The organism is Aliivibrio fischeri ATCC 7744 = JCM 18803 = DSM 507, from assembly GCF_023983475.1.
GTDB lineage: Bacteria > Pseudomonadota > Gammaproteobacteria > Enterobacterales > Vibrionaceae > Aliivibrio > Aliivibrio fischeri.
Genome location: NZ_CP092713.1, coordinates 1,115,198 through 1,141,066, shown reverse-complemented (window position 1 = coordinate 1,141,066; position 25,869 = coordinate 1,115,198). Strand labels below are relative to the sequence as shown.

Annotated in this window: 32 protein-coding genes; 9 read left to right on the top strand and 23 right to left on the bottom strand. The window is 36.8% G+C overall.

Annotated features, from left to right (window positions below):
* Positions 1–8 precede the first annotated feature (8 nt).
* From AVFI_RS18745 to AVFI_RS18725, 5 genes are all read right to left on the bottom strand, one after another.
* Positions 9–230, bottom strand: a complete 222-nt coding sequence (locus AVFI_RS18745; protein ID WP_236782113.1) for a hypothetical protein — start codon at positions 228–230, stop codon at positions 9–11.
* Between the two features lie 870 nt (positions 231–1,100).
* Entirely contained in the window at positions 1,101–1,370 is a 270-nt protein-coding gene (locus tag AVFI_RS18740) for a hypothetical protein (RefSeq protein WP_054776352.1), read from the bottom strand.
* Positions 1,371–1,447: 77 nt separating this feature from the next.
* Positions 1,448–1,690, bottom strand: coding sequence for a hypothetical protein (locus tag AVFI_RS18735; protein ID WP_054776351.1), 243 nt, complete (start codon positions 1,688–1,690; stop codon positions 1,448–1,450).
* 903 nt (positions 1,691–2,593) lie between these two features.
* Positions 2,594–2,863, bottom strand: a complete 270-nt coding sequence (locus AVFI_RS18730) for a hypothetical protein (RefSeq protein ID WP_054776352.1) — start codon at positions 2,861–2,863, stop codon at positions 2,594–2,596.
* A 77-nt stretch (positions 2,864–2,940) separates the two neighbouring features.
* Complete coding sequence (locus AVFI_RS18725) at positions 2,941–3,183, bottom strand: hypothetical protein (protein WP_054776351.1); 243 nt, start codon at positions 3,181–3,183, stop codon at positions 2,941–2,943.
* Between the two features lie 982 nt (positions 3,184–4,165).
* On the opposite strand from AVFI_RS18725, the gene AVFI_RS18720 reads away from it, so the two are divergent.
* Positions 4,166–4,444, top strand: a complete 279-nt coding sequence (locus AVFI_RS18720) for a hypothetical protein (protein ID WP_012535165.1) — start codon at positions 4,166–4,168, stop codon at positions 4,442–4,444.
* 63 nt (positions 4,445–4,507) lie between these two features.
* Here AVFI_RS18720 and AVFI_RS18715 read toward each other — a convergent pair whose 3' ends face one another.
* Positions 4,508–4,657 carry a hypothetical protein gene (locus tag AVFI_RS18715; protein WP_017019437.1) on the bottom strand — a complete coding sequence of 50 codons (150 nt, stop codon included), beginning with the start codon at positions 4,655–4,657 and terminating at the stop codon, positions 4,508–4,510.
* A gap of 291 nt (positions 4,658–4,948) precedes the next feature.
* Between AVFI_RS18715 and AVFI_RS18710 the strand changes: the two genes are divergently transcribed.
* Positions 4,949–5,515, top strand: coding sequence for a PhnA domain-containing protein (locus AVFI_RS18710; protein ID WP_005422752.1), 567 nt, complete (start codon positions 4,949–4,951; stop codon positions 5,513–5,515).
* Positions 5,516–5,589: 74 nt separating this feature from the next.
* Here AVFI_RS18710 and AVFI_RS18705 read toward each other — a convergent pair whose 3' ends face one another.
* The 10 genes from AVFI_RS18705 to AVFI_RS18660 form a co-directional block, all read right to left on the bottom strand.
* Positions 5,590–6,207, bottom strand: coding sequence for a hypothetical protein (locus AVFI_RS18705; RefSeq protein ID WP_236781468.1), 618 nt, complete (start codon positions 6,205–6,207; stop codon positions 5,590–5,592).
* Positions 6,208–6,379: 172 nt separating this feature from the next.
* Positions 6,380–7,756 (bottom strand): Re/Si-specific NAD(P)(+) transhydrogenase subunit beta, encoded by a 1,377-nt coding sequence (pntB, locus tag AVFI_RS18700; RefSeq protein WP_005422758.1) that lies wholly within the window; start codon positions 7,754–7,756, stop codon positions 6,380–6,382.
* An 11-nt stretch (positions 7,757–7,767) separates the two neighbouring features.
* Positions 7,768–9,324: a Re/Si-specific NAD(P)(+) transhydrogenase subunit alpha gene (pntA, locus tag AVFI_RS18695; protein WP_155662744.1), complete on the bottom strand. Its 1,557-nt coding sequence runs from the start codon at positions 9,322–9,324 to the stop codon at positions 7,768–7,770.
* Between the two features lie 258 nt (positions 9,325–9,582).
* Positions 9,583–9,858 (bottom strand): HlyU family transcriptional regulator, encoded by a 276-nt coding sequence (locus AVFI_RS18690; RefSeq protein ID WP_017019440.1) that lies wholly within the window; start codon positions 9,856–9,858, stop codon positions 9,583–9,585.
* 79 nt (positions 9,859–9,937) lie between these two features.
* Complete coding sequence (locus tag AVFI_RS18685) at positions 9,938–10,492, bottom strand: OmpA family protein (protein ID WP_017019441.1); 555 nt, start codon at positions 10,490–10,492, stop codon at positions 9,938–9,940.
* Between the two features lie 109 nt (positions 10,493–10,601).
* Positions 10,602–11,726: an ABC transporter permease gene (locus AVFI_RS18680; RefSeq protein WP_155662742.1), complete on the bottom strand. Its 1,125-nt coding sequence runs from the start codon at positions 11,724–11,726 to the stop codon at positions 10,602–10,604.
* Positions 11,727–11,729: 3 nt separating this feature from the next.
* Positions 11,730–12,845 carry an ABC transporter permease gene (locus AVFI_RS18675; protein ID WP_236781467.1) on the bottom strand — a complete coding sequence of 372 codons (1,116 nt, stop codon included), beginning with the start codon at positions 12,843–12,845 and terminating at the stop codon, positions 11,730–11,732.
* A gap of 28 nt (positions 12,846–12,873) precedes the next feature.
* Entirely contained in the window at positions 12,874–13,857 is a 984-nt protein-coding gene (locus tag AVFI_RS18670) for an HlyD family secretion protein (protein WP_065597499.1), read from the bottom strand.
* 4 nt (positions 13,858–13,861) lie between these two features.
* Positions 13,862–15,238: a TolC family protein gene (locus AVFI_RS18665; RefSeq protein WP_054776234.1), complete on the bottom strand. Its 1,377-nt coding sequence runs from the start codon at positions 15,236–15,238 to the stop codon at positions 13,862–13,864.
* A 96-nt stretch (positions 15,239–15,334) separates the two neighbouring features.
* Entirely contained in the window at positions 15,335–15,796 is a 462-nt protein-coding gene (locus AVFI_RS18660) for a TetR/AcrR family transcriptional regulator (RefSeq protein ID WP_005422766.1), read from the bottom strand.
* 459 nt (positions 15,797–16,255) lie between these two features.
* Between AVFI_RS18660 and AVFI_RS18655 the strand changes: the two genes are divergently transcribed.
* A complete protein-coding gene (locus tag AVFI_RS18655; RefSeq protein WP_005422768.1) occupies positions 16,256–16,552 on the top strand; it encodes a YfcZ/YiiS family protein in 297 nt (98 codons plus the stop codon).
* A gap of 52 nt (positions 16,553–16,604) precedes the next feature.
* Here the strand turns inward: AVFI_RS18655 and AVFI_RS18650 are convergent.
* Positions 16,605–17,833 (bottom strand): IS3 family transposase gene (locus AVFI_RS18650; protein ID WP_408580437.1). Its coding sequence is split into 2 segments (ribosomal slippage): positions 16,605–17,470 and positions 17,470–17,833, totalling 1,230 coding nucleotides; the frame shifts between segments, so codons are not numbered across the junction.
* A gap of 101 nt (positions 17,834–17,934) precedes the next feature.
* Complete coding sequence (gene cspE / locus AVFI_RS18645; RefSeq protein ID WP_005422769.1) at positions 17,935–18,141, bottom strand: transcription antiterminator/RNA stability regulator CspE; 207 nt, start codon at positions 18,139–18,141, stop codon at positions 17,935–17,937.
* A 197-nt stretch (positions 18,142–18,338) separates the two neighbouring features.
* Between cspE and AVFI_RS18640 the strand changes: the two genes are divergently transcribed.
* The gene (locus AVFI_RS18640) at positions 18,339–18,953 is read left to right on the top strand and encodes a hypothetical protein (RefSeq protein ID WP_017019446.1); all 615 of its coding nucleotides are present in this window, start codon (positions 18,339–18,341) and stop codon (positions 18,951–18,953) included.
* A gap of 39 nt (positions 18,954–18,992) precedes the next feature.
* Positions 18,993–19,916, top strand: a complete 924-nt coding sequence (locus AVFI_RS18635; RefSeq protein WP_005422771.1) for a LysR family transcriptional regulator — start codon at positions 18,993–18,995, stop codon at positions 19,914–19,916.
* 1 nt (position 19,917) lies between these two features.
* On the opposite strand, the gene AVFI_RS18630 is transcribed toward AVFI_RS18635, so the two are convergent.
* The gene (locus AVFI_RS18630) at positions 19,918–21,045 is read right to left on the bottom strand and encodes a 1-acyl-sn-glycerol-3-phosphate acyltransferase (RefSeq protein ID WP_054776203.1); all 1,128 of its coding nucleotides are present in this window, start codon (positions 21,043–21,045) and stop codon (positions 19,918–19,920) included.
* 138 nt (positions 21,046–21,183) lie between these two features.
* Between AVFI_RS18630 and AVFI_RS18625 the strand changes: the two genes are divergently transcribed.
* Positions 21,184–21,846, top strand: a complete 663-nt coding sequence (locus AVFI_RS18625) for a hypothetical protein (RefSeq protein WP_054776204.1) — start codon at positions 21,184–21,186, stop codon at positions 21,844–21,846.
* 37 nt (positions 21,847–21,883) lie between these two features.
* Here the strand turns inward: AVFI_RS18625 and AVFI_RS18620 are convergent, their stop codons facing one another.
* Positions 21,884–22,393 carry a hypothetical protein gene (locus AVFI_RS18620; RefSeq protein WP_017019450.1) on the bottom strand — a complete coding sequence of 170 codons (510 nt, stop codon included), beginning with the start codon at positions 22,391–22,393 and terminating at the stop codon, positions 21,884–21,886.
* A 6-nt stretch (positions 22,394–22,399) separates the two neighbouring features.
* Complete coding sequence (locus tag AVFI_RS18615) at positions 22,400–22,912, bottom strand: nicotinate-nicotinamide nucleotide adenylyltransferase (RefSeq protein WP_054776205.1); 513 nt, start codon at positions 22,910–22,912, stop codon at positions 22,400–22,402.
* A 154-nt stretch (positions 22,913–23,066) separates the two neighbouring features.
* On the opposite strand from AVFI_RS18615, the gene nadE reads away from it, so the two are divergent.
* The gene (nadE, locus tag AVFI_RS18610) at positions 23,067–23,897 is read left to right on the top strand and encodes an ammonia-dependent NAD(+) synthetase (RefSeq protein WP_065604625.1); all 831 of its coding nucleotides are present in this window, start codon (positions 23,067–23,069) and stop codon (positions 23,895–23,897) included.
* Here the strand turns inward: nadE and AVFI_RS18605 are convergent.
* Together AVFI_RS18605 and AVFI_RS18600 are read right to left on the bottom strand one after the other, a co-directional pair.
* Positions 23,894–24,178 (bottom strand): GIY-YIG nuclease family protein, encoded by a 285-nt coding sequence (locus tag AVFI_RS18605; protein ID WP_065597492.1) that lies wholly within the window; start codon positions 24,176–24,178, stop codon positions 23,894–23,896. The genes nadE and AVFI_RS18605 overlap by 4 nt on opposite strands.
* Positions 24,178–24,831, bottom strand: coding sequence for a YceH family protein (locus tag AVFI_RS18600; protein WP_188863895.1), 654 nt, complete (start codon positions 24,829–24,831; stop codon positions 24,178–24,180). The genes AVFI_RS18605 and AVFI_RS18600 overlap by 1 nt, the downstream gene beginning before the upstream one ends.
* A 151-nt stretch (positions 24,832–24,982) precedes the next feature.
* On the opposite strand from AVFI_RS18600, the gene AVFI_RS18595 reads away from it, so the two are divergent.
* A complete protein-coding gene (locus tag AVFI_RS18595; RefSeq protein ID WP_005422780.1) occupies positions 24,983–25,402 on the top strand; it encodes a bactofilin family protein in 420 nt (139 codons plus the stop codon).
* Positions 25,403–25,501: 99 nt separating this feature from the next.
* The gene (locus AVFI_RS18590) at positions 25,502–25,810 is read left to right on the top strand and encodes a DUF496 family protein (RefSeq protein ID WP_005422781.1); all 309 of its coding nucleotides are present in this window, start codon (positions 25,502–25,504) and stop codon (positions 25,808–25,810) included.
* Positions 25,811–25,869: the final 59 nt, after the last annotated feature.

Sequence of the window (25,869 nt, the reverse complement as noted above, 5' to 3'; positions counted from 1 at the left end):
TAAAATATTTAAACGATCTTTGAAGACCTAATGCAAGAAAGCATATAGCGTTTCAAAACAGAACTTGTAGAAGCCTGGTTAGCTTTACATAATTGTTTAAATGCCTCTTTAAGCTCAGAATTGCATCTAAAATTAAAATTAGAATCAAGCTCATCACTAAACTCAATATCCCTTCTTGCGTCGGCCGCATTTGTCATGCGATGTATACGTTGCATAAAATCTTCAGACATGTTTTATATCCCATTTGTAAGTGCATTGCGATTACAAAAATAATAACCGAGTCTTTTTGCAATTGCAATGAAATTACAATGTAATTGCAAATTGATTTTTGAGAGAAATTTCACATTGAATAAACCATTGTTTTAAATGACTTTTTAAATTGCTAATGTCATATTTACACAAGAGTACACTATTAAAGATAGTGTACTCTCGAACACTTCTTCCTCCTCCTCGCTCAGCCTTCGCTCTTCGTCGGTCGTCGTTGCCCGTTCGTTTTCGTGAAGAATAAAGCTAGTTGGAAGTTGCTGGTCAAAGAAAAAAGCGCTTATTAGGGAATAGCTGTTTTCTTTGGAGAGTTAATCTCCAAATACACTAATCCTTAGTAGGCGCTTTTGTTTGGGCTGAACTAATTTACACTATGAAAGTTAGACTGGTGTGCAGTAGCTTTTGAGTTGGTCGGCGTTGCTGCATTGGCGATTCTGTATTGCTGCGCAATGTTCTCGATGGCCAAGAACGCAGCGACCCATTAACGAAATTTAGGCGCGGTATGTCATTTTTTAACATACTGGTATGTTATCGATGACAAACTAGCTCGCATTATACGATTTATGTTACGGGTTAACTTCAAAAAACGATTTTCACGATGAGCATTAAAAAGGCCTGCAAGCAGACCTCCTAATTAAAGCATATCCCTCACCCACGTTTTGTATTCAGTTAAGCAGAGCAAACCGCTCAACATAAATCATGGGATATAATGCGCACTAGCTAATAAATGGTTATGGGAGCTTAAAACGGCTCACAGAGCGTTTAAATGGCATTTATGCCAATACTCTTGTGAAAAAAAAGCCCATCATGGATGGGCTCTAATATATGGAAATAAATTAATGTGTATTATTTGTAACTTTAACGCCATATGAACATAACATTAATCTACATTCAAGTTCTTCGAGTAATTTATGTGCATCTTCAGAAATCGAATCCTTAGAATCACTTTCAGTGAATTCATAAAATGATTCTTTAAAATGTTCAAAACGCTCCCTAACTAAATCGATGCTTGATAACTTTTCGCATGATTTATTCTTATGCATAAATGGTAATGAGGTGCTTTCTGGGTTGATATCTGTAGTTTGATTAACGATACTATTTTTCATGAGTGATTCCTTTAATTTGCGTTAAGTGGTTTCATTTTTTAAAAGGGAGTGTTACAGCACTCCCTTTTTTGCTTTCTTTATTTTGGTAGTGACCAGGTTCTAATTGAATTTTCCATTAATGATCTAATTGCTGCTGAAACGGTAACTTTATTCTCCTTACATAACTTTTCAAAAGACTCCTTAACCTCAGAGTTACAACGAGTAAGAAACTTGTCATCCAATTCAGCTGGATAATCTTTCTGTTGCAAGTATTCAACGCCAAGAAGATATTCTTGACGTTCAGCTTGAAGCTTTTCCATTTTCTCAAAAAAAGAACTCATATTGCCCTCCATAGTGCGAATTTTAATTATTCAATAATGCAAATTTAAACAATTTGTATATCTCTTGTATATGCAAATAATATAAAACAAGGCGAATATAAACGCAATAGATATACATGAGATATACATCGCAAAAAATAAGGGAATTTAAAGAAAAAATAAGTAATTGTTTTAAAAGGTTTTAAGTGGTGGTTTTGTAAAATCCGCACAAGAGTACACTATTAAAGATAGTGTACTCTCGAACACTTCTTCCTCCTCCTCGCTCAGCCTTCGCTCTTCGTCGGTCGTCGTTGTCCGTTCGTTTTCGTGAAGAATAAAGCTAGTTGAAAGTTGCTGGTCAAAGAAAAAAAGCGCTTATTAGGGAATAGCTGTTTTCTTTGGAGAATTAATCTCCAAATACACTAATCCTTAGTAGGCGCTTTTGTTTGGGCTGAACTAATTTACACTATGAAAGTTAGACTGGTGTGCAGTAGCTTTTGAATTGGTCAGTGTTGCTGCATGGGCGATTCTGTATTGCTTCGCAATTTCGCTAAAAACAAAAAAGAACGTTTTTGAATCCCTACTTGCTTTAAAAACAAAGACTTAAAAAGCAAAAGACCAGGGGCAAACTAGCTCGCATTATACGATTTATGTTACGGGTTAACTTCAAAAAACGATTCTCAAGATGAGCATTAAAAAGGCCAGACAAGCTGACCTCCTAATTAAAGCATATCCCTCACCCACGTTTTGTATTCAGTTAAGCAGAGCAAACCACTCAACATAAATCATGGGATATAATGCGCACTAGCTAATAAATGGTTATGGGAGCTTAAAACGGCTCACAGAGCGTTTAAATGGCATTTATGCCAATACTCTTGTGAAAAAAAAGCCCATCATGGATGGGCTCTAATATATGGAAATAAATTAATGTGTATTATTTGTAACTTTAACGCCATATGAACATAACATTAATCTACATTCAAGTTCTTCGAGTAATTTATGTGCATCTTCAGAAATCGAATCCTTAGAATCACTTTCAGTGAATTCATAAAATGATTCTTTAAAATGTTCAAAACGCTCCCTAACTAAATCGATGCTTGATAACTTTTCGCATGATTTATTCTTATGCATAAATGGTAATGAGGTGCTTTCTGGGTTGATATCTGTAGTTTGATTAACGATACTATTTTTCATGAGTGATTCCTTTAATTTGCGTTAAGTGGTTTCATTTTTTAAAAGGGAGTGTTACAGCACTCCCTTTTTTGCTTTCTTTATTTTGGTAGTGACCAGGTTCTAATTGAATTTTCCATTAATGATCTAATTGCTGCTGAAACGGTAACTTTATTCTCCTTACATAACTTTTCAAAAGACTCCTTAACCTCAGAGTTACAACGAGTAAGAAACTTGTCATCCAATTCAGCTGGATAATCTTTCTGTTGCAAGTATTCAACGCCAAGAAGATATTCTTGACGTTCAGCTTGAAGCTTTTCCATTTTCTCAAAAAAAGAACTCATATTGCCCTCCATAGTGCGAATTTTAATTATTCAATAATGCAAATTTAAACAATTTGTATATCTCTTGTATATGCAAATAATATAAAACAAGGCGAATATAAACGCAATAGATATACATGAGATATACATCGCAAAAAATAAGGGAATTTAAAGAAAAAATAAGTAATTGTTTTAAAAGGTTTTAAGTGGTGGTTTTGTAAAATCCGCACAAGAGTACACTATTAAAGATAGTGTACTCTCGAACACTTCTTCCTCCTCCTCGCTCAGCCTTCGCTCTTCGTCGGTCGTCGTTGTCCGTTCGTTTTCGTGAAGAATAAAGCTAGTTGAAAGTTGCTGGTCAAAGAAAAAAAGCGCTTATTAGGGAATAGCTGTTTTCTTTGGAGAATTAATCTCCAAATACACTAATCCTTAGTAGGCGCTTTTGTTTGGGCTGAACTAATTTACACTATGAAAGTTAGACTGGTGTGCAGTAGCTTTTGAATTGGTCAGTGTTGCTGCATGGGCGATTCTGTATTGCTTCGCAATTTCGCTAAAAACAAAAAAGAACGTTTTTGAATCCCTACTTGCTTTAAAAACAAAGACTTAAAAAGCAAAAGACCAGGGGCAAACTAGCTCGCATTATACGATTTATGTTACGGGTTAACTTCAAAAAACGATTCTCAAGATGAGCATTAAAAAGGCCAGACAAGCTGACCTCCTAATTAAAGCATATCCCTCACCCACGTTTTGTATTCAGTTAAGCAGAGCAAACCACTCAACATAAATCATGGGATATAATGCGCACTATGTTGTGTTGTTGATAGAGGGTAATTTATAGCTTCTATCAGTGTTCAAGCACTTAATCTTATGGTTCTCTAACATTCATAATAATATGTACAGCCTTCACATAATTTAAAAATTGGCGTGATTATTTTGTCGCTTCTTCCAATACTAACTAAGCAACAACAATCATCCGTACGTAAATTATATGTGAGGTATACAAATGAAAAAATTACTTTTTACAATGCTGTTATTGATGTTTTCTAGTTATTCCTTTAGTGAACAAGAATCTGTGACTGTTCCAACTCAAGGACTTAGTACTATTTCACCAACGCTAACAGAGCCAATTGAAATGCCTTCCTGCTTAAAACAAGGCAAGGAAAATTTGCAAGGATTTGAACGTTCGAAAAAAACTGAGCACATGTCAGATGAAGAATTTTCAAGATCATGCAGCCTTTGGCCATGTGAACTTTGTTGCTATGCTGCATGTACTGGGTGTTAGTTATTAGTTAGCTAGTTAATTAGAGCCAGTGTTACGCTGGCTCTATCTTAGATTGAAACTATTTTAGTGGTGTTCTCCACAATCTGAGTCATGAAACAGATTAAAATGTGGCATAGAGATATCTACTCCATGACCTAGATGTCCATTAAATGCGTAAGCGGTTCCAACTGATAATGCAAAAACGGCAGCAATTATTACGATTATTTTTTTCATTATTTATTCCTTTTTTATGCAGATTTGACGTTTCATATTCATTATCCACGGTATTTTTCTGCATAAAAACGTATTTACTTTGCTTTACATAAGAATGAGATTGTTTACCAACAATGTCCGTTTTTAACCGCTTTTACCCATCTGGTTCACCTAATTGAAAACCACTGTTTACGTATAGGATACTTAAACCAAAAGAAATGAGAAAAATTACAGTATTCTCACCGCAATCCTTTTTCTTGTGGTATAAACTTGCCATAATATAAACATCACTAAACAAACAGGCACTATTTTATGAGCATTGCAAAAACTCTATTAACTCGTTGCGATTCTAAATGTGAACTATGTGGTTCAACTAACTCACTAGCTCCATTTGCAGTTCCGCCTAAAACAGATATCACGGTTGATAACTGTGTAATGATTTGTGATACATGTACAGCACAAATCGAAGACGCTGATAAAATGGATGTTAACCACTGGCGTTGTTTAAACGACTCTATGTGGAGCCAAGTACCAACTGTTCAAGTTATTTCTTACGTTCTTTTAAGCAAACTTGCTTCTGAATCTTGGGCTCAAGATGCGCTTGATATGATGTACGTTGAAGAAGACGTTAAAGAATGGGCTGAGAAAGCACTTCTTTCTGACGGTGAAAAACCACGTGATGTTAACGGCGTTGAACTGAAAAAAGGTGACGACGTAACAGTAATTAAAGACCTACCAGTTAAAGGTACTAACCAAGTAATCAAACAAGGTACAGTTATCCGTGGTATCAGCCTTGGTGACGATCCTCGTTTAGTTTCTGGTAAAGCTAACGGCGGTCAATCTATGTATGTAATCGCTGAGTTCTGTCGTAAAAAGTAATTGATTAATTACTAAAAGACATAAAAAAGACGCGAATATGCGTCTTTTTTTATGCCTGTATATTATTAAAATAGTTAATCCCTACTCCATTCATACACGTCACTCTGACCTTTCTTTTTAAAGAAATTAGAATGTTGTTGTATAAACTGATCCTTCTTTAATTCATTAATTGGCCACTCAGAAAAGTTTTCTTTTAGCTCAAATTTATCTGATTTGATTTGTACTGATGTAAGTTGATTTGCGGTACGTCTAAATAGATAACCTCGGCCATTCTTCTCACATTGGAAATTGATCTGTTCTTGCGGAGTTTGATTTAACTTTAGCTTAGCAGGAAAAAATGAGCCAGATAGACACGAGTCTTCATACGTCACTATGATTTCTAGCTTATTGGTATAAGTAATATTTACCACAGTAGTGAGTTTTGAACTGGTATCCACGCGTCTAAATAACAGCTGCTTAGTGTCTTTAGTACGTGTTGTTTGAATTCCATTAGAAAACGGTTCGTAGTACATCCATGACCATTCCCAATCCATGTCTCGTGATGCGTAATTAAGTTGAGTTGATGAGTGTTGCCATAAAGCAAATAAAATAGCGTAGGCACTTAAAATGAGTGCAACAGAGAAAGCTTTAAAAAAAGAAGTGGCTGAAAACATGATGATACTGATTAATGAACGATCTTGAGAGTTTATCATATGGAAGATATAGGAACTAATTTATTCACTAAAGTGCATGAATACTCAGAATTTTTTGTATAACCCCGGCAATTTTTCTAACCAACTGAATTTTTATGTTCATTAATATAGTACAGATACAAAAAAGCCGAGACATTACATCTCGGCTTATCGACTCTATCAGATTAACATATTAGATATGTTTGCTGATTTCCACACAACTTTCTTTAGCATCACCGAAAAGCATTTCAGTGTTTTCTTTAAAGAACAGTGGGTTTTGAACACCAGCATAACCTGTGTTCATAGAACGTTTGAACACGATTACGTTTTTCGCATTCCACACTTCTAGAACTGGCATACCAGCGATTGGGCTGTTTGGATCTTCCATTGCTGCAGGGTTAACTGTATCGTTAGCACCAATAACTAGAACGGTATCTGTTTCAGATAAGTCATCGTTGATCTCATCCATCTCTAGAACGATATCGTAAGGTACTTTAGCTTCTGCAAGAAGAACGTTCATATGACCAGGTAAACGACCCGCAACTGGGTGGATACCAAAACGCACTTCAACACCTTGAGCACGAAGTTTTTCAGTGATTTCATGAACTGGGTATTGAGCTTGAGCTACTGCCATGCCGTATCCTGGAGTGATAACAACAGACTTAGAGTTTTTAAGCATTTCTGCTACTTCTTCAGCTGTTGTTTCACGATGCTCGCCCTGCTCTTCATCACCAGATGAAGCAACAACGTCTTGACCGAAACCACCAGCAATTACGCTGATGAAAGAACGGTTCATTGCTTTACACATGATGTAAGACAGAATTGCACCTGATGAACCTACTAATGCACCAGTAACAATCAGTAGATCGTTTGATAGCATGAAACCTGCTGCTGCCGCTGCCCAACCAGAGTATGAGTTAAGCATTGAAACAACCACTGGCATATCTGCACCACCGATTGAAGCAACCAAGTGATAACCGAATGCAAATGCGATCAGTGTTACTAGAATAAGAGCGAACATGCTGCCTTCAACACTTACAAAGTGGTAAAGAAGACCTGCAGATACAACTAATGCTAGTAAGTTCAGCTTATGACGGTGAGGTAATTGAAGTGCAGATGAGTTAATCACTCCACGTAGTTTGCCGAATGCAACTAAAGAACCGGTGAAAGTAACCGCACCAATGAAGACGCCTAAGAATACTTCTACAAGGTGGATATTTAGCATAGCACCAACAAGAACACCGTGATCGATGTAACTGTTGAAACCAACAAGAACCGCAGCCATACCAACAAAGCTGTGAAGAATTGCCACAAGTTCTGGCATTTCAGTCATTTCAACTTTTTTCGCATAGTAAAGACCAATCGCGCCACCCATAGCCATTGCTACGATGATCCAACCTGTTCCTGTTGAGTCAGGGCCAAAGATGGTTGCGATAAGTGCGATAGCCATACCAGTAATACCGTAGTAGTTACCGCTACGAGCTGTCTCTTGTTTAGACAGACCTGCTAAACTCATGATAAATAGAACGGCAGATACAATATACGCTGCTTGAACTAATCCTGCTGACATTGTCCTACTCCTTATTTATCTTTACGGAACATTTCAAGCATACGCTTGGTTACAGCGAAACCGCCAAATATATTAATACTTGCGATAAGAACTGCGATAAATGCTAAAAATGAAACGACGCCATTACCCTGACCTACTTGCAGTAATGCACCTACAATGATGATGCCTGAGATAGCGTTTGTTACTGACATTAGTGGTGTGTGAAGTGAATGACTTACATTCCATACCACGTAATAACCAACCACACACGCAAGTACGAATACAGTAAAGTGTGCTAAGAATGCTGCTGGAGCTACAGACGCAACCCAACCAAATGCGGCAATACCTGCACCGATCATCGAGAACTTTTTAACTGGTGATGTTGGCTCTTCAACTTTTGGCTCAACCTTAGCTTTTGGAGCTGCTTTCGCTTGTGGTTGTGCTGAAACTTGAATTGGTGGCGCAGGCCAAGTTACTTCGCCTTCTTTAACAACCGTTACACCACGAAGAACAACGTCTTCAAAATCGATGTTGATGTTGCCATCTTTTTCTTTACATAAAAGTTTTAGAAGGTTTACTAAGTTTGTACCGTATAGCTGAGATGATTGAGTTGGTAGACGACCAACCATATCAGTATAACCAACGATCTTAACGCCGTTTTCAGTTACGAAAACTTCGTCTTTTACTGTGTATTCACAGTTACCGCCGTTCGCTGCCGCTAAGTCGACAATAACACTGCCCGCTTTCATGCTATCAACCATTTCTTTGGTGATTAGCTTCGGTGCTGGACGACCTGGGATCAGTGCTGTTGTAATGATGATATCAACGTCTTTAGCTTGAGCTGCATATAGCTCTTCTGCTTTTTTGTTGAACTCATCAGACATTTCTTTAGCGTAGCCATCACCTGAGCCAGAGTTTTCTTTGAAATCAACTTCAAGGAATTCTGCACCCATTGATTGCACTTGTTCTTTTACTTCTGGACGAACGTCAAATGCACGAACGATTGCACCAAGGCTACCAGCAGCACCGATAGCGGCAAGACCCGCAACACCAGCACCAGCAACAAGTACTTTAGCCGGTGGCACTTTACCAGCCGCTGTAATTTGACCTGTAAAGAAGCGGCCAAATTCATGCGCAGCTTCAACTACAGCACGGTAACCTGCAATGTTTGCCATTGAACTTAGGGCATCAAGCGCTTGAGCTCGAGAAATACGAGGAACCGAATCCATAGCAAGAACGTTAATGTTCTTTGTTGCTAACTTCGCTAGTAGTTCTTCATTTTGTGCTGGCCAAATAAAGCTGATTAAGCTTGCGCCATCTTGAATTAAATCGAACTCATCAACACCCGTTGCTTCATTTACTTGAGGTGCATTTACTTTCAGAATCAGTTCTGATTTCCACACATCATCTGTTGAAACAACGATTGCGCCAGCTTGTTCAAAAGCTGAATTATCAAAGCTCGCTAAGATACCAGCGTTTGATTCTACAGCAACAGTAAAACCAAGCTTGATAAGCTGCTCAACCGTTTTAGGCGTTGCAGCAACACGGGTTTCACCCGCGAAGACTTCTCTAGGTACACCAATTTGCATAGTAATTCCTTGACTATTGGCATGAATTTGTCAGTTAGTTTTATCCAAGCTAACCGATTAATTCAAGTGTTTTGTAATAAAATGACATATTTTCATTACTTAAAATTTTATACGACCTTATTCTCACCGCTATTTAGTAAAAAAACAACATTTTGGTGACAAAAAAGAGGTCAAACCACTAATTGTTACTTATTGATTTTCAAGAATAAGTCGAAAAAACAATCAAATTGTTTATTTTTTAATATCAATCTAGTTACATTATTTAAATAATGAATCACCAAGTTGATCGATCAGTACTTTTGCTTTACTTACCATAAGTTCATCGGCGTTGGCTTTTGATGAGATAACATCAGAGCGAATAAAGCGATGTTCTTTTAATTCGCCGTTGATTTCTTTGGTGAGTTTTCCAGCAATTCGAAATTGCGAACCATCAGGTTCTGAATTTGGATAGATGAGAAAAGATTTGTACTCAACTGGTTCAACAGTAGATTCAGTTGCAGTTGATGAGCCAAATAAACGTGAAAAAAGCCCCATTTCATTTTCCTTTTTGAAATAAGGCTTATTATACATGAGAGAGTTAATTATTAAGTAGACTTACTCTAATAAACTGAGATCATTCTTTGTCAAAGAGCTCAGATATGGGGGTTATTCTGATCTCAATACGGCGGTTCTTTTTGCGCCCTTCTGCATTTATGTTAGTGGCAATTGGTTCTGATTCACCAAAACCATAGGTATTGATTCGATTACCATCAACGCCATTTTCTTCTAGTAAAGCCAGAACAGAATCAGCACGTTGATTGGAGAGAGACATATTGAATTTTTTGCTGCCACGGCTGTCAGTATGACCTGCAATAAACACTTCTGACTCTGGTTTATCATTCAGTAATTTGGCTAACTGTGATAGTACAAGTTTGCTCTCATTTTTTATTTCTATACTGCCAGAATCGAAGCTCTTATCACCATTTAGTAAAATGATAATCTCTTCATTTGCTTGAGCAACACTACCAATATCTTCTGTAACAAATTGTTGTAGTTGTTGATTGTGGTAATCAACAAATGATGCAACGGTTGGTGTTTCTGCAATATCTGCCATTTCATCATCTGATGTGCTCTGACACCCCATTAATAAACTTGCTGATATGATAATTCCAAGTAGCTGTTTTTTCATTATAAGTATCCCTAGTCCAAACTAAGAACAATTTACCAAACTTCTTATACAGTTACTCACTCAGTAAAAATGAAATCGAGTCACTTCATTTACTTTTGAAATTATGATGTTACTCAGTATCACCTTTGAGATTGTTTTTATTTCGAGTAATGAAAAATAGAAAAGCATAAAGGATACACAGTGCGTATAGACCACTTAAATTCGTTAATACACCGCTTAACCCTGCCCCTTGCTGATTCAGTTTTAAAAATCCGTTAATGGCAAAACCACTAGGTAATAGATGCATGATATCGGTAATAACACTTGGCACCATCTCTGCAGGCCAAATAAAGCCCGCACTAAATACAATTGGCATAGAACTAAACAAAACAAGTAATAAAATACTTTCTGACGTTGGAAGTACCTTACCAAGGAATAAGCCAAGTAAAATCACAGACGATATGAATGGTACCAATAAAACCAGTATTTCTAATGGTGTGCCAAATCGACTGATAGAATAAAAATCAAAGAAATAACCAAAATACAAACACGCTAGTAATAACTCGGTAAAGAGGAATATTCCAAACCTAACGATCAGATGTGTTGCTGTATTTTCATTAGTTGATGCTTGTTTTTGTCTTACCCCAACAGCCATTAATAAGGTTTGCTGAAGAATAAGCACAAATACTGCGGGAACGACATATTGTACATACCCCATGTAATGGTTAAATACAGGAATGTAATTAGATTGGAATGGCCTAAATGAATGAATAGCCGCATTCATCGGTGTACCATCTATAGCCAAGTGAGCAACTCGATATTCAGCAGAAATAGTTCCACCAGCGGTCATTAATCCTTCTACTATGGTTCCGTAAATCAAAAAATAAGAGGCGTCACCTGCATAGCCAACGGTTGGTGCTTCACCTAACTGTAATTTTTTTGAAAATTCAGATGGGATAACTAAAAAACCGGTTATCTCATTGTTTAAAAATTGACTTTTAGCCTGTTCAATACTGTTTGCTTGTTCCACCACATTAACTTGTTGTGAGGTATTGACCATTCGAGCAAACTTTCTACTTAGCTCAGATTTATCGAGATCCACCACTGAGATCTTTTGTTCTTCAGGGCTTTGATGCTGATACGGTAATGGATACAAGAACGCATAAAAAAGTACACCACCAATCATTGCTAGTACAATCGTAGTGTTACTGAATATGGCTTTTGCTTCTTTTTGAATAAGTAGAAATAGCGACATAATTTATTTCTTTAGCTTAAGAGAAAGTAATAACAAAGGAAGAGTAAATAAAGTCAGCCCCCCAATGTTAGGAAATGCACTAACTAAAGAGTCTCCGTAATTTGATAATTCAATTTGAGCTCGAACAAAATGACTTGCTGGTAAAATAGAATGCCAAAACGTGGCTAATGAGTTCATATCCGTTACAGGAAATGTCACCCCTAAAAATGCAAAACTAGGTGCAGTATAAGCACCAGAAATGCTCATTGCTTTTACAATGTCATTTGTACCATAACCGATGGCAATACCTAAACTGATGCAAGCAAAACTCATCAAACTCATGTTTAAAATAAATGCCGTGATTGAACCATTAAATGGAAATCCAATTACACCGTATAAAAAATAAAACAGCACAGCGCCTAGCATCATCGCTATGCAAAAATAAACCAAGGTAAAGTTGAATATACTTAGCCGATTTTGCTTATCAAACCACTCACGAAGCGAGTTACATCCTGTTCGCATAGATTCATTTTGCATAGCCCAAAGCATGCCAACAATAACCGCCATTTGCCAAATAGCAGGTAAGATGGCAGAAACAAGGAATTGATTATAATTACTACCAAGGTTAAACAATGGCGTCACTTGCACCTTAATCGGAACGGCTGCATTAATGGCTTGAGTCCAGGTAGTTTCTTTAATGCTTAATTGTTTAATTACTGACAGTTTGGCTTGTGCTGTCATGTCTGTTTGCATTAATGCTGAGTTTATTTGCTTAGCGATAAGAATGAACTGACCATTGTAAAAGCCTGTAATTTTCGGGCTTTTACCAAGCATTACGTTCTTTTCAAAATCATGAGGGATAATAATATAGCCATAATTATCACCTCTGGTTAATGCTTGGTTAGCTTTTTCTTTATTTGGTTGAATACTTTTAACTGAAAGTGTTGGCGTTGCATCGTAATCTCGGATCATCATTCTAGATAAATGAGATTGATCGAGATCGACGACATCAATGGGTAGTTCTCTAACGACATTTGAAGAGAATATCCACCAAATCACAAGCGAGATCAGTAGCGGTAAAACAAAAGTCACCGCCATAACCCAAGGGCTTGTAAAGTATGAACGCCAATATGTTTTCATTGATATCATCGTATTCTGCACTTGATTCTTATTTACTTTCAACCGTAACAATGGCACTCATGCCAACTCGAAGATCGGAAATAGGGTTAACCGGGTGCGCTTCTATTTCAAAGGTTTTAAGATCAAAGCCCTGACTATTATCGGTTGCACGCCATGTAGCATAATCACCTAAAACGGAAACATGAGTGATTTTGAAATCTTCAGTGCGATCAAGTGCAGGAAGGTAAACTTTTAATACCTTACCTTTTGTGTAATTTTTTAGTTTGTCTTCACGAACATGAAAAAGTGCCCATGCTTCATTCATATCAATGACACTAACAACAGGGAACCCTTGTGGCGCTATTTCACCTGCATTTAATAGGACTTGTGAAACTTCACCTTGATACCAACTGTCAATTTTTGTATCAGCAACATAAGCTTCAACTTCTGCTACTGAACCCATCGCCATTTTTACTTTCTCGTTAGCTGCACGTTTTGTCTCAGTACGTGCACCTTCTTTGGCCATTTGATACATTTGATAAGCTGCACTTTCCGTGTATTTAGCTGCTTGCCATTGTGTGTAGGTTTCGTCTTTTTTCTGCTCAGCTACAACACCGTCTTTATATAAGTTATTTACACGAGCGTAGGTTTTTTCAAGCAATTGACTTGCCGCTTTTGCTTTACGCCATTGATCTTTTGCTGCGGCAACTTGTTGAGTTCTTGCTCCTTGTTCAGCTTCTTCTGCTAATGCGCTAGCTGCAGCTTCTCCCGCTTTTGCTTGTGCTAATTTAGCTTCGATTTCAGGGCTATAAAGTGAAAATACCGCTTGGCCTTTTTCAATCATATCGCCCTTTTTAACGTAAATGTTTTCAATACGTCCAGGGACTTTGGATGAAATATTGTATTGTTCAGCTTCAATTTGACCTTGAAGTAATTCAGGACGAGGTTGATATGCGGCCCAAAAGCTGTAGCCAATCCATCCAATAACAACCGATAAAGTAACAATGCTAATAATTTTTTTTGAGTTACTCATGAGTTTACCCTTGTCTTGCTTGTAGTTGATATTGTACAAAAGTGTCTGTTTGATTGCTTAACGCCAGCAATTTAACTAAAGAAATCACATAATTAAATGAAGCTAAAGAACGTTGGGTTTTAATGCTAGCAAGATAAAGCTCAGCATCGACCACATCTAGTGACGTGGATAGCCCTTGTTTAAAGGCTTTTTCACGAAGTTCCACATTTTCTTTCGCAAGCTCTAAACTGGAAGCCAAGCCGTTATATTCATCAATCGCTTGCAGTGCTTCTCGGTAGGTTTTCTCCACCAATAATGCGAGATCTTGCTTTGCTTGTGTTTTTAAATATTGAACCTGTTGAATGGCACTGTGTGCTGCCACCACTTTATCCGAACGCCCCTTGTTATCGATTAAAGGAACATTAACCCCTACTCCTACAAGCCAATCAGGTGTAATTTCTGCAGATAAACTGTCCCCTTCATATAGATTGTAGTTACCATACAGATAAACTTCAGGGTAATAGCTTCCTTTTTCGGCTTTCACTAAACTTTTTGCTTGCAGCTCTTTTGCATCTAGGAGCGCTAACCCCGGATAAGTATCTAATGTGCTATCCACAAATGCATTTAATTGAGGCAATGATTTATTGATGAATAATTGAGTTTCAGGAGTGACGGTTTCTGTTGTTTGTAGCATGCTAACCAATGCTGCATTAGCGATGTCGTAATCTTGCTGTGCTTTTCGCAAGTCGACTTTTGCTTTGTCGTAAGACGCATCTGCTTGAAGGCGCTCTACTTTAGCAATTTGCCCTTGTTGTTGTAGTTTGATTGCATTATCACGGTGTTTCGCTAAGCCTTGCTCTACTTCACTATACGTATTAACCACTTCTTTCGCTAATACGGTACTAAAGTAATATTTTGCCAAATCTTCATAAGACGCTTGTTGTTTCATTAATAGTTGGCTACGAGCTTCCGCTGTTTTTCCTTCAGCGGCACTTTCTGCTGCTGAAATTCTACCACCAGTAAAGATCGGCCAAATAGCACGAATCGAACTGGTAAAAATATCACGCTCAGTAAGTGTTGAAGTGACTGGACCTACTAATTGTCCAAGTAATCCAGCTATTGCAGGGTTTGTATTTGTGCTATCAATTAACTGTTGTCCAGAGACGGTAACATCATCATCAAGGTAAGTGTAATTTGCACTTAACGTAATTGAAGGAAGATTGAGATCTGACGTTCCTGATGCCAACGACTCTTGTCTCTGTACATTCATTCGTTCAGCAGCAATACCGTTGTGATTATTTAATACATTTTTCCAAGCGGAATCGAAATCAACAGATTTAGCCTGTACTGATATAGATAGTAATGTAGTAATTAAGATTGAGACACGTGTCATTTTTAGCATAAACCCTCCGTTAAATAGAGTATATACTCTAAATAAACTTAGATGCAAAAAAAAAGCTTATCACTAAGATAAGCTTTTTAATGCAATTAACCAGATTTATTTTGCCATTCGGATAAGAGATAGACCTATTAACCACTCTAGATCTTTACGACTCTCTTCTCCATATAGGTCTTCAACCATGCTATATAGACGCTCAATACCGTTATGTGCAAATTCATGTGCATTTGCTGATGTTACGATATGGTGGAACAAAAGGCGTAAAATAGCTCGGAATTGTTCATCTTCTAGAGATGAAATCCAGCTATCAATAAATTGTTGTTTGTCACCTTGCATATCAAGGCGCTCAGCAAAAAGACGGAAAATACGACCATCTAGCGCTGCTGTAAAATCCGTTTTCTTTGGAAAATGATGGCTAATGCCGGTTCTTGAAACACCAGTCTGTTGACTTAGTGTTGTGTACGACATTTTGTCATAGCCTAAGCGTAATAGTTGATCAATAACCGCATCCATGATTTTCTGGATGGTGATTTCAGTATCTTCTTTACTTCTTTTTGGCATAATAAAGCTCTTCTAAGTGGTTAGTCCATTAAGAAATCAATCATAAAAATGTACTAATAGTGAAATCTAGTAGATTTGTAAGATTCAAATCCTTTTATTAATTTATTTTTATCGTGTATTGCTTTCTAAACATCATATAACAACTTGTCCGTTAAATTCGTTCTCAAAAGTAAGAAATAAAAAATGTAACGTAAATACGAAGTTGTGGCCTAAGAAAGCGTTTAGAGTCTAGTTTGCGGTATACAGTATTGAATTACAACAAACGCCTGCTGATTCTTACAAAAATTTGTCATATGGGTGCGTTTTTTGAGAAATTCATCCCAAGTTAAGTAACTGTGCGTAATTCTTTGTTCAGATGTTATCTTTTATGCAACTAGATATTCAATATGATAAAAATGGTAGAGTTCTGATAAAAAGCAGCATAGTATTACCCTACTACTACTATTGAGGATACAAGCAATGAGTTCTGAAGTTGAACAAAACGTACCATGTGAAGCATGTGGTTGTAGTGCAGAAATGGGTTTTGTGATTAAAGAAGGTGATGATGTTGCTGAAGTAAGCATCTTCGCTGACAATAAAGTATTATTAGAATCCGAATTTTCTAACTACCTAGCATTGGCTAAAGAAGTATGTGCAGACGTTGAGCACAGTATTGTAATTACCGAAGATGAAAAAGAATTGCATGCGCGTCTTAAGTTTTCATGCAGTGCAGAAAAACTAATTTATGAATTAAAAACACGTTCTTTACGTCGCTAATTTTAGTTCAAATGTCTCGTCCTAAAATACGTTGACGATTTTTAATTGAAAGCTAAGTGCGTACGCACTTGGCTTTTTTGTGTACTTGATTTGGTGTACTCATTCCCAAGCTTAAATGTGGCCGCATTTCATTATAAATAAAAATAGATTCTTCAACTAAATGCCTTAACTCCTCTAAATCTTTACAGTCATACAAAAGAAACTCTTGTTTAAGTATCCCATTTATTCGCTCTGCTAATGCATTTTGATAGCAATCATAACCATCCGTCATTGATGGCTTAATATCATTTTTATTCAATTTTTCCTGATAAACCTTTGAACAATACTGTAATCCTCGGTCTGAATGATGAATCGTACTCCTTTGATATTGACGGCTATCTATCGCCATATCAAGAGCTTTGACTACATCAGTAGCTTTCATTTCATCACTTAATTCATATCCCATTATCTTTCGACTATAAGCATCTGTTACTAAAGATAAATAATGAATACCTTTTTGTGATTGAACGTAAGTGATATCACTAACAAAAACCTCTTCAGATGCTTGAGGTGTTACTTCTTTAAGTAAATTAGGATGTTTTTTCATCCAATGCTTACTATAGGTAGTTTTTGTATAACTTCGTTTAGGTTTTACTAATAAGCACTCATTTCTTAAATAGGAAAAAAAGTTATCTCTGCCTAACTTTATGCCATGAGTGATGAATTTGGGCTTAAGTAAAAAATATAATTTTTTACCTCCAATACGAGGCATATATCGACGAATTTCTTGCACCATATTTTTAACCGGTGAAAGTTCAACGGCACGTTTCAGAGCTCTACGTTCTTGTTGGTATATACATTGTCTTGTAATGCCAAGTAGCTGACTAGCTCGCTCTAAGCTGATCATTTTCTGCTTTTGAAGACTTCTTGCTCCTTGGCAATATACTTTTTTCTAAGGCCTGCACCATGTTCTGCGTCCATGATATTCACTACTTCATTAAGTAATAAATTACGCATTCTTTCATCATCAAGCTCTCGCTCTAAACGTTTAATTTTTTGTGCAGGCGATTCTTTCGCTTTCGGGGATTTAGGCATAATAATCTTAGGTGATTGAGACCAGTCCATCTTACCGTGTTTTCTTAACCAAGTAAGTACGGTAGATCGACCTTGAATGCCATAAATGTTTTGAGCTTGCTTATAGGTCATATCGCCTTTTTCTATAGCGGCAACAAGCTGCAATTTAAAGCCTAATGAATAATCGCGTTGAGTTCGCTTATTCTTTGTTTTTTCTTGATTTGTCATATAAAAGTCCTAAATGTGTAAACACATTTCAGGACGAGACAAAAATGAAAAAAAGGCCCTAACTAGTTACCTAGAGGGCCTTTTTTATTAATTCTGTTTTATTAAAGAGCTACGATATTAGCTGCTTGCGGGCCTTTTTGACCTTGCTCAACATCGAAAGACACTGCTTGGCCTTCTTTTAACGTTTTGAAGCCTTCTGATTGAATTTGGCTAAAGTGAGCGAACACATCAGGTCCATTCTCTTGAGCAATAAAACCAAAACCTTTTTCTTCGTTAAACCATTTAACAGTACCAGTTGCTTTAGCCATGATGTTTCCTTAAACCTTAAAAATTTGAGTTTACTAGTGACACATTTGTCGCTTCGGTATCCATTACCGAATTTCACTATAACAAAAGTAGTTTCATAAATGAAACGTAAAATAAGGACCTATATCACTGATTTGAGATTAAACTTATTTGCAAATTTGTCGATAATATAGGAATAGATTCATTTACCGTGAAAATTATGTCTAAATTCAATTACCTGCTGACTGGCCTTATTGGCTGTGTATTTTTAAGCAATCCAGTTTATGCAGAAAAGCTAAATAAACATCGTTTAATTAATCATATTGATAGTTATGGAAATATTACGCTTAGAAACACAGATTACACAGAGTTGCCTGATGACCTTGTTCTTAAAGGTAATTTGAACCTTGCAAATAGTAAAATCAAAAAATTACCAAAGGGTTTAGTTGTAAAAGGCAACTTAAATTTGGCCAATACGGTTATTAGAACCATTCCTCGTGGTACGAAGGTTGAAGGCTACTTGAACTTGGCGGGTACAACGGAACTAAAACGTTACCCTCGAGGTATTAAAGTCGCTGGTTTTATTAATTTTGCTGGCTCTAGTATTACAGAGCTTCCACAACGTTTAACGGTGAATGGTGATTTAAGTGTGATTAGAACTCCCCTTACTCAATTACCTAAACAGTTAACGGTTACGGGGAATCTATATTTAGGTCATTCAAAAATTACAACACTTCCTGACGATTTGGTTGTAAAAGGTAATATCTATTTAGGCGGTCAACAAATTACTGAATTTCCAAAAACCATAAAAGTTGATGGTTATATTTTTAAGTAGCATTACAATAAGCTCATAAAAAATATTATGGGCAGTATTATGTTAGACAACCTACACGAGATGGTCATTTTTGCTACGGTAGCAAATGAATTGAATTTTACTCGAGCAGCAGAAAAACTTGGTATTTCAAAATCTCATGTATCCAAACAAGTAAAAGCACTAGAAACCCGTTTAGATTGTCAGTTGGTTCAACGTAATAATCGCTCGGTTTCTATTACTGAACTTGGTAGTCAATACGCAGAATATTGTCAGAAATTAATTGATATTGCGTATGAAGCTGACGCTTTATTAGATGCTCATCACGGTAGAATATCAGGTGTCTTTAAAGTTGGGATCGCTCAATCGTTTGGTAACAGCCACATTATTCATGCTTTAGCTGAATTCCAAGCACAGTTTCCTGAAATTGAACTCGAAGTGAGTCTTTTTGATCATAAACCAAAACTACTTGAAGATGGTTTAGATTGCTGGATTGCAATTCATGATGATTTACCAGAAGGTATGGTCGCAAGAAAAATAGCCGATTGTCGATTTGTTGTTGCGGCTTCTCCTGGTTACATTGAGCAACATGGCTGTCCTACACGTCCTGCTGAATTGGTAAAACATAAATGCATTACTTATCAAAGTAACGAACGAAGATTTAATGATTGGGAGTTCACTCGTGATGGTGTACACCAAGTGGTTAATGTTCAAAGTAACTTTAAAATTGATAATGCTTCTGCCATTTTAGACGCAACAAAAGCCGGTGCAGGTATCGCATACTTAGCAAGCTATTTATTAGAAAATGAATTTGATAATGGCAGCTTAGTTCGATTATTAAAAGAATGGCAGGCAGATATGAAGTTACCGATTTATGCGGTATACCCAAGGAGACAGCATTTGCCTCCTAAGGTAAGAACGTTTATTGACTTCTTATCCCAACAAGTTGGTAATCCTCCTCATTGGGATAAAAAGCTATTTAACTAATTTATAATGTAGGTTCAGTTTTGCTTTTCCGTGCGTTATTAACCGGATTAGCATAAAGCGCACGCAAATAAGGCTTTTCTTCTTCTGTTAATTGAGCGAGTTTTTCATTCAACTCGCTGATTACGCTTTTATTAACATCATTTGATTCAACATTTGCAGCAGCGTAATTGATTGGAAATAAGTGGTAGTTCTGTGTGATTTGCTTATCCATCTCAACCGCTAATTCATCTGCATTTTCAGGTGCGCTAGTTACAACGTCACCAAAATGAATGTGGATGCGTTTTTTATTGCCGATGATACCTTTAATAATGCTATCGATATCTTCAAATTCGCCTTTTTCATAAGAGCCTTGAGTTGCTAACGCATTCAGTTCTTTCGCCTTTTGAAGATCCAGTGGGTCATTTTCGTATGAAATTGATACAGGAACAATATTTAAACCGTTCATGTAATCGGCGAAACTTTCTTTACGCTTACGCCCTTCTACATGAAACATTTTTAAAATAGCTGGATCAGTAAAATCATTACCGTCTTTCGCTCGACCTTCTTTTTGGGCAATCCAAATTGAATTATTGGTTTCTAGCGAATGTTTGATATATGAAGACAATAAACCTAACGCTTGTAGCATTTGGCGAGGCGCTTTTGCTGAACGTTTAACAATGAAACTTTTATTCAGTTTCATTAATTCAGTGCTGCATGCTTTCTTTAATAGGTTGTCACCAATGGCAATGCGTACCGTCTGCATTTTATTGTTATATAAAACCCAGTTCATTAATGCAGGATCCATTGCAATATCACGGTGATTAGAAACGAACAAGTAAGATTGTTCTGGATCTAATTTATCAAGACCTGAATGAGTAATACCACCTGTTGTGGTTTTGATGGTTTTATTCAAATACTTAGCAACATTAATTTGCACATCTTCAACTGTTTTGATTTTTGATAATGTGCTACGTAATTTGTAACGTAGTAATGGAGCAAGAAGCCAAAACAAAAACTTAGATGCTGATGGAAATTTGTAGTGAAGAATGGCTGTTATAAATTCATCATCAGAAATTAATCGCTCAATAGCCGCAGGCACTTCGTTGTCGTTATATGGACGAATTTCTTGATAGATATCTTGTGTGGTCATGTTTGGACTTCTGGTTACCGAAAATAGAATAAGCGCATATTCTACTTGATTTTTATGTCGTTGTACGTGATCAATTTCAGAGGTCGTACCATTGGAGCTTAAATCAATGATAAAGCATGAGAATGCATTGATTTTTTAATGGAAACCAGTAAAGTTACGCACTTCAATTTAGAGGTCGATATGAAAAACGTAATTACTTTTGAGTCAGACACACTTACTACGCTTTTTTACACTGCTCGTAAGAAGAAAAATCATTACGAACTGGTTTCGGTTGAATCTGGCGCAATGCTAATTCGTCTTGGCAAATGGGAATATTTAGTTGAAGCTGGAGAGATGTTTTGGCTGCCGTTCGACTCTTTAATCTCAGAAACGGTGGTTCCTAATTCGACCATTTCTAGAATTTGTTTTTCTATAAGAACTCGTGAAAACTTACCGCACCAAGGTGGCTACCTTCACTCGACTCCATTACTTTGTGCTGCTTTAAATAAGCTTCAAACGAAAACTATCAGCAACGAAGCACAGCAACGTCTATTATCTGTAATTCAGGATGAGATTTTGGATTCGACTTGTCACACATCACTTTCTGATAAATCCAATTCGATAACGCGTTATGTTGCAGAATTAGGGAAAAGCACAATTCCAGAAGACGTCGATTTATCTGCCGATATGATGATGCTATTAAAAGTTCGTGAAGCAGACAAACTGAGAAAATCCGGTGGTAAAATGGATGTTATTGCTGAAAGGCTGTTTGAGGGTAATGTTCAATTAATGGAGCAGGCTTTTGCTATTTTAAGTGAATAACTGCCTGCTTTAACAAAGGTCTTTATGAATTAGATGGTTACTGAAAAGGCACTTCAAATTGCATAAAGACCTGATCATCTGCTTTATCGTGCCAGCGATAATCAATACGAAATCGTGCACTTTTGCCTTTTTTCTCGCCACCAAACGCCAAGCTCAACTGTAAACCGTGGCTTTCAAGCCATTCGCCATACGATTCAAATTCTTCAATTTTTTTATCATAATACTCTTCTGGTTGCCAAACGGTAAACCCAACAGCACTATCGCTTAAATAACCCGTTAGTAATGGGTCATCACCTGTACTGTAAGCCCAGCTTTCCCAGAATGTAGGTTCTTCAAATACTTCGCTTTCGATTCTATTGGTCATACTGGTCAGTTGATTAATGAACTGGTTTACTTCAAACAGTGGAATTAAGCATGATGAGGTTGAAGAGTAAATTTCACGAGAATAACTATCGTAACTTTCCTGAAAACAAGTGGCCTTATTCCCTGCACTCACATTTAAAGGCAGTAAGAAAAGTAGACTAAGTAAACTTACTTGTTTCTTCATTTATTGTTACTCGTATAATCGATGTTTCTTTATATAATCCGCAACATGCGGTGTTGTTAAGTGGCTAATTTCCATATTGTCACCAATTGCATTCCTTATGTCTGTGCTGCGGATCGCAACTGTTTCAGGACATGCCATGACAGACCAACGTTTTACTATTTCGTCTGACTTATGAAACTTAGCAAATTGTAATAGGTTGTCTGGTCCTATTATGAAAGTTATATCGGCGTTTTTTTCACTTTCTTGAAGCTTATTTAGCAGTGAAAATGTAGTTACGCTCTGATCTGGAATGTAAATCTCTTTTTCCAATGTCGAGATTTCGACATTTTTGATAATTAAATCTTTAGCAAATTCATTCAACATTTCTACACGAGTATCAAATGAAAGCATGGTTTTTCCCCACGCATGGGCAATACTCGGTACGAGCAAAACTCTATCAAAATGCCCAAGACGCTCGATAACGCTTTTATGACCAAGAGATGGCGGATTAAACGCGCTTCCAAATACAGCAATCTTCATACAAACTTCCTATCGACTTGATTATAAACAGCATAAGTGAAAATTTTGTCAAAGGCTATGCCATGTATCATTTCTCTATTATTAATTACATTATTTCAGTATTATTAATCAACATTAATCGTAAATAAGACTCGAATGAGCAAAGGAATGAGTAATGCAGCAGCAAATTGTTGAAGAAATGAAAGTAAAGGTGTCAATTGACCCTGTTGAAGAGATCAAAAAACGTGTGGACTTTATTAAAAGTAAATTGCTTGAAGCTCACTGTAAATCGTTAATTCTTGGTATCAGTGGTGGTGTTGATTCGACAACTTGTGGTCGTTTAGCTCAACTTGCCGTAAATGAACTTAACCTTGAGACTCAAAGTTCTGATTATCAATTTATCGCAGTTCGTCTTCCTTATGGTATCCAAAAAGATGAAGATGAAGCACAATTGGCACTTCAATTTATTCAGCCGACCCACTCTATTAGTATCAATATTAAAGAAGGTGTTGATGGTTTGCATTCTGCTAATCACATCGCACTTCAAGATACGGACTTATTGCCAACAGACAGTGCAAAAATTGATTTTGTAAAAGGTAACGTTAAGGCTCGTGCTCGTATGATCGCTCAATACGAAGTTGCAGGTTATGTCGGTGGTTTGGTATTGGGTACTGATCATTCTGCTGAAAATATTACGGGCTTTTATACTAAATTTGGTGATGGTGCGTGTGACTTAGCGCCTTTATTTGGTTTAAATAAGCGCCAAGTTCGTGAGGTCGCAGCACAATTAGGTGCGCCTGAACAGTTAGTTAAAAAAGTGCCTACTGCTGATTTAGAAGAGTTAGCACCACAGAAAGCGGACGAAGATGCTTTATCTGTTAGCTATGATCAAATTGATGACTTTTTGGAAGGTAAAAAAATTGATGCTGATGCAGAAGCTCGATTAATTAAAATCTACCAAATGTCTCAGCATAAACGTAAGCCTATCCCAACCATTTATGATTAATCATTAATAGTTGGTAATGGTATTTGATTAATGACTAAGGCTTCTTTTGATGCTTTAGTCATTTTTTTTATACGATATTCGTATTTTAAAGCAATGGATTTATTTTCAACGTCGCAATGCCAAACTAAGGTCAAAGGGCCTTTTCCTTTAAGGTATTTTGCCCCTTTCCCATCTTGATGCATTTTAAAGCGTCGTTCTAAATTATTAGTAATACCGCAATACAAGCTACCTACCCGAGTTCTTATCAGGTAGATAAACCATGTGTTCTTTTCTTCAATCATTATTTATCAAGTAAATTGTTGATAAGTTTCTTTAGTTCTTCTACTTCAAGTTTTAAATCAGCCACGTCTGATTCGAGTGCCACAATACGTTCATTATCACGTGACTCTGAAGGCACCTGTTGAAACGTTGCTGTTGCTTGACTGATTTCCCCACAGAATAAATGAGCAAAACGTGCCTCTCTTTTACCTGGTTCTTTTTCTAATTTGATCACTTTAGGGTTGTGTTCATCTGCAGAAAGACCATTTAATACATTTTCAACTTGAGCTACGTTATCAAATTCGCATAAACGCTGTGTTCTTGTGCGAAGTTCGCCTGGTGTTTGCGGACCACGCAAAAACAAAACACATAAAATAGCAAGTTCTTGCTTAGAGAATTTAAGACTACCAAATTCGGTATTACAGAAACGATGTTGGTATTTCGCTACGCGTGAATTACCTCGAGTTTCATCAGTAATGATACGTTCTTGGATCAGTGCATTCACACTATCTAAGACATCAGAATCCGTTAGTGAGGTTACGGGGTCACGATTGCTTTTTTGATTACAGGCGGTTGTTAATGCATTGAGAGTTAATGGATATTGCTCTGGCGTTGTGATTTCTTTTTCAATTAAACAGCCGATAATACGGATCTCAGTCTCGCTAAATATTCTCATTTTATCTTTTCCTTGCTTATAACCGCCCAAAATGACGTAAGTGTGAGCTAAGCGGTTAAAATATGTTATTAACTAATCAATTAGTAGATACGCTATATTCTATTCATGATAGTATTCTTTAGTTAAATTAATATCAATTGGAGAAACACTCATGGGCCTTTTTAGTAGTCGGTCTACCTCGGCATCTTTATCTATCGTTGCAAAAGGTTGCCGTATCATCGGTAATTTAGAATCAGAACAAAGCATCCAAATTGATGGTTATGTTCAAGGTAATATTGCAACTGAAGCTGAAGTGATTGTTACTCCTACTGGGAGAGTTCAGGGCGATATCAAAGCGGGATTAGTTTTGATTAATGGTTTGGTTGAAGGAACTTGTCAAGGTGGCGAAGTGAATATTCAAGCTAAAGGTAAATTTAAGGGAACCATGCAAACCCAGCACCTTACTATCGATAAAGGTGGTTTGTTAATTGGTGAAAACCTTGAAGTTGTTGAAGTTGAAAACGTCACTAAGATTTCTCCAAACAGAGACCTAGACAAAGAAGCAAGTGAAGATAGCTCAAAATCTGCGTAATACCATCTTTTTAACACTGTATTGATCTTGTTATTGTTTTCGCTATCGCATTTATGATTTAATCAAGATAGAAGCTATTAAATATTATAGGAAATTGAAATGAACAACGTTTTTGAAATCATCAACCAAGCTCGTCGTAAAAACAAACTGAAGCGTGAACTTCAAGACAACCAAAAGAAAATTCGTGATAACCAAAAGCGTGTAACGCTTCTAGAAAACATGCTTGATTACATTCACCCTACTATGACTACAGCAGAAGTTATTGCAGTTGTTGAAAACATGAAAGCAGATTACGAAGACCGTGTTGATGACCACATCATCAAAAGTGCTGAAATCTCTAAATCTCGTCGTGATATCAGCCGTAAGATCCGTGAACTAACAGAAGCTGATAAAAAAGCGAACAAATAATCGCTTGTTTATTTTGTAAAAAAGGAGGCTAAATTAGCCTCCTTTTTTCTGTTTAGATT